The sequence below is a fragment of the Lactobacillus sp. UMNPBX15 genome (assembly GCF_002553785.1).
GTDB lineage: Bacteria > Bacillota > Bacilli > Lactobacillales > Lactobacillaceae > Lactobacillus > Lactobacillus crispatus.
Window position 1 is genome coordinate 1 of the sequence record NZ_PCYV01000057.1, and the last position, 4028, is coordinate 4028.

A 4028-nucleotide genomic window follows, 5' to 3' on the forward strand; every position below is an offset into this window, starting at 1 on the left:
GCGGCTAATTTGAAGTATTTCCATTACTTGATTAGCTTTCATAGTTTCACCTCCTTAACTAATATTATATCATATGTATTCAATAAATAGGCGAAAAGAAAATAAAAAGATCATATTATTACATCAAGACTAATAATATGATCTAATTTAGTTAATTATTTCTTACTATACCCTAATGACCTTTTTTGATCTATCAGCTGACGTCAACTTTCATCTGGTAAAAAGCCGTGTTCGACAATCAATAACTGGCGTGCCATCGTCTCAACCACGGACTGCAGATCTTCAAACTTGCGATAATGGCCACTGGCAATGAGTCTGGTGGTGACCGCCGTTTGTTGGGCGATTAAGGCAGAAACGACACCGAAAACGTCATCGACTGACAGGCCCTCACGACGAGGCAGCTGTTCAATTTTCTCGCGAAAAATGCGATCGATTTCAGCGGATATGGCAGTTGTTTCTTGCTGCACTTGTTGTCGCAACGGTTCGGGAAAATGCGGTAAATCAGCATAGGCTTGCATTATCAAGCGGTATTCAGCTGGGAATTTGAATTGTAGTTTCAACTCATACTTAACTGCAGTGGTCATCATGGCAGCCAAGCCAGGGGCATTCTGCCACTTTTTAGGGTCCATGTGATCATAAATTCGATGATAGGCATATTTGAAAGCGTCAAGATACAGCGCTTGTTTATTGCCAAAATAATGGAAGAGCAAGCCCTTAGATACTTGTGCTTGGTTGACAATCTGATCGGTTTTGCTCTTGATGAAGCCTTGCTGGCCGAAAATTTCCGTCGCTGTTTTGAGGATTCGGGTGACCTTTTCAGGATCTGTCACAACATTTTTCATAGGCTCAAATCCTGACGGCGATAACCAGCAATGCCAAGAATAAATAATACTATAGCGCTAACAACCATCACGATTAGCCATGTTTGATCAACGTTTTCAACCGGTACATTGGCAATCCAGCCAAAAGGTGTGAAGTTGCCTGCGTGTTTTGGCAAATCAAACAATCCCCGGAAAATTTGAACGATCAGACCGGCTCCCATATACAGCCAGAATAGACTGCTTAAGCGTGGCCACAGACCGACTAGTGCGATGCCAAGGGCGATAAACGATATCACAGCCGGAACGCTAGCCACGAATAGGCGACCGAGGTACTTGAGCGGCAACGGGTGACTGAGAACAGTGTTCCCAGTGAAGAACAAGGCCAGCAGCCCAGCAGAAAGGACGAACACGCCTGCCAGCAGACCAAAGCAATAGTAGCTGACACTGATCGTGGTTCGCGTTGGCTTTTCGGCATGAATGACGCTCAAGTAACCAAGGTTGTCATCGCGTTTGAGTCGGAATGCCACTTGGACGCCAGCAGTCACGGCTAATGCGACGAAAATGCCGAGATACATGCCTAAGAATGACAGGACCATGGTCTGATTGGCAGCGTTGATTTGGCCAACATCTAGTATTTTACGATAAAGCGGATTCGTTTTAAGAATGTCGCCAACGCTGCCGAGCACACTACCCATGACGCCGCCAAACACCACGGCGCCGATTAACCACCCAGCAAATAATCTGCGCTCAGTTCGCCACAGTAAGGCAGGGATCGAGCGAAGCCAGCCGGCAGCTTTGGCTCGGCCGGTGCGTTCAGCAATAATCCCGGCGCCCAGATCGCGGTTGCGGGCAATCATGGTGGCGCTGGCCGCAAGCAGAATGCTGACCAGTAAGGCCAAACCTAAAGCCCAGACGTTGTTATCAGTATAGAAGTTTGCTTTTTCGAACCAACCAATTGGTGATAACCACGTCAGATTTTGATGCTGGATATCGGTGACCAGCCGAACCAAATAAGCGGCAGTCAGCACCATGTAGCTCAACATATTGGCTGTACGTGTGTTATTGGTTAGTTGCGCGAATAGCAACGCAATGGCTCCGAATAGCAAGTTGGCGATCACCATCCCCAGTGAAAACAGGAAGTCACCGTACAAGTCAGTACCACCCATGTTGACAGCGGCCAACGAGACAAAATAGAGGATACCCATTATGGCACTGTCGATGAGAAGCTCAAGCGAAGCGGCGGTGATGGCAGCCGTTCGCCCAACATTGCGAGCGCGAACCGTTTCGAGCAAGCCACTTTCTTCTTGACCGCGGGTGTTGCGAATCATCAGCGGCATAACCCATAAGGCCTGCAAAATAATCATGAAGACGACCATCACACCAGCAAACACAATCGCTGTGTTATACGTGTCCACCTTTGGCATCGCGCCAAACATTGCCGCCATGCCCGGCGCTTGCAGCATTTTGACAATCTCTTTAGAGCCCGAGGCCCCGCCTGCAAAGTCTGCTTCCAATTTGCCAGCACCACTGGCAATCATCATGATCAAAATGACAAGCCAGATGAGTGAAAATTTTAGATTTTGTTTGAGGTTTGCCCGAAGCAGATAACCTGCGTTCCGATTACTGTGCCGCATGAGTCTCACCTTGCTTTCCATAATAACGCAGGAATAATTCTTCCAGCGTTGGCGGCGTTGATTGCATGTCGACCACGGTGTTGGCGGCCAGTGTGGTCATGATGGTGCCAAGCGCGTCTCGATCAGCGGTGAAAACCGCCTTGGTGTGCTCGGAATCGCGATAAGTGAGGTCGTGAACGCCAGCTTGCTTTGCCAAAGCAGTCATTGGGGTAGCGGTGGTGACTTCAATTTTGATCCGCGATAGATGCCGTAATTGATCAAGATTGCTGCTCTCAATCACACTACCATCACGGATGATAACAATTGAATCACACATTCGCTCGACTTCGGACAAAATGTGGCTTGATAGCAGCACACTTTTACCGGCTCTTTTCAGTTTTAAAACTTCTTGCTGGAAAATCTGTTCATTTAATGGATCAAGCCCAGAAGTGGGTTCATCAAAAATATACAAATCGGCATCTTGCGACAACGCAGCAATTAACGCTACTTTTTGACGATTGCCTTTTGAATAGGTACGAGCTTTTTTCTTCGGATCAAATTCAAAGGCCTTGATTAGTTCATCGGTCTTTTGATTATGCTGGCGGCCATTTAAACGTAGCAATAGGTCGATAATTTCGCCGCCAGAAAGATTTGGCCATAAATAAACGTCCCCAGGAATATAGGCGATGCGTGGATGAATCGCCGCATCATCCCGCCAGGCATCTTTGCCGAAGACGGTCACTGAGCCGCCACTCTTTTTTAATAAGCCTAAAATAACTCGAATGGTCGTGGATTTGCCGGCCCCACTAGGTCCTAGAAAACCCAGAACCTGACCGGGTGCCAACGTGAAACTGACATCTTTTAATGCGGCAAACTTGCCAAAGTTTTTTTGAAGATGGTCAAGTTCGATAATAGCTGTTGTCATTTTTGTCATCCTCCTTAAGGTCAAACTTGAAACACGTTTTAATATGTCGGTATCTGATCGACCTTTTCAGTATAGTCGCGATTGACTGACGAGTCAACGAATTATTGACTCGTCAGTCAATTTTTTTGTGACGCCGGATTTACAATGTAAGTGCAACACCTAAATAACTAGACCAAAAAGGCCATGAAGCCTTAAACTTATAAGTGACAAAACCAATAAGTTAGGACGGACTTCATGGCCCAATCTAAAGATACCATCAAAAAATCTTAGAAACTGTTTAGTATCTTTTGAGAAGTAACCTGATAAAAGCTAACGAAACCATCATGAGACTAGTGTTGAGCTTACGCTCACAGTTACGCCATAAACGATGATAATTTCCCAACCAACTAAATGAACGTTCAATGAGCCACCGTTGGGGGATAACCGAAAATTGGTGTAACTCATTTCATTTAACGACGATTACCTTGGCTGAGGTTAAACTGCTAATCTCATTGGCAAAATTTTGGCCGGTATAACCACTATCAACCATCATGGTTCGAACCAATTTAAACTGCTCTAAATTAAGGGTGACGAGTGCAATCGCCCCGTCACGATCAGTGATGTTAGCCCGGGTAATGTTAGAAAATATTGGTTAAATATATCCACTTTATTTTATTTGAATACATTTTC

Annotated in this window: 4 protein-coding genes; all 4 read right to left on the reverse strand. The window is 45.7% G+C overall.

Annotated features, from left to right (window positions below; genetic code table 11):
• Window positions 1–203: 203 nt before the first annotated feature.
• Window positions 204–842 carry a TetR/AcrR family transcriptional regulator gene (locus CP366_RS10130; RefSeq protein WP_089146204.1) on the reverse strand — a complete coding sequence of 213 codons (639 nt, stop codon included), beginning with the start codon at window positions 840–842 and terminating at the stop codon, window positions 204–206.
• Window positions 839–2455 carry an ABC transporter permease gene (locus CP366_RS10135; RefSeq protein WP_089144295.1) on the reverse strand — a complete coding sequence of 539 codons (1617 nt, stop codon included), beginning with the start codon at window positions 2453–2455 and terminating at the stop codon, window positions 839–841. The genes CP366_RS10130 and CP366_RS10135 overlap by 4 nt, the downstream gene beginning before the upstream one ends.
• On the reverse strand, window positions 2442–3359 hold the full coding sequence (locus CP366_RS10140; protein WP_089146203.1) for an ABC transporter ATP-binding protein: 918 nt from the start codon (window positions 3357–3359) through the stop codon (window positions 2442–2444). Before CP366_RS10140 ends, CP366_RS10135 begins: the two co-directional genes overlap by 14 nt.
• A 277-nt stretch (window positions 3360–3636) precedes the next feature.
• Complete coding sequence (locus CP366_RS11180; RefSeq protein WP_003554982.1) at window positions 3637–3741, reverse strand: hypothetical protein; 105 nt, start codon at window positions 3739–3741, stop codon at window positions 3637–3639.
• Between the last annotated feature and the right edge of the window lie 287 nt (window positions 3742–4028).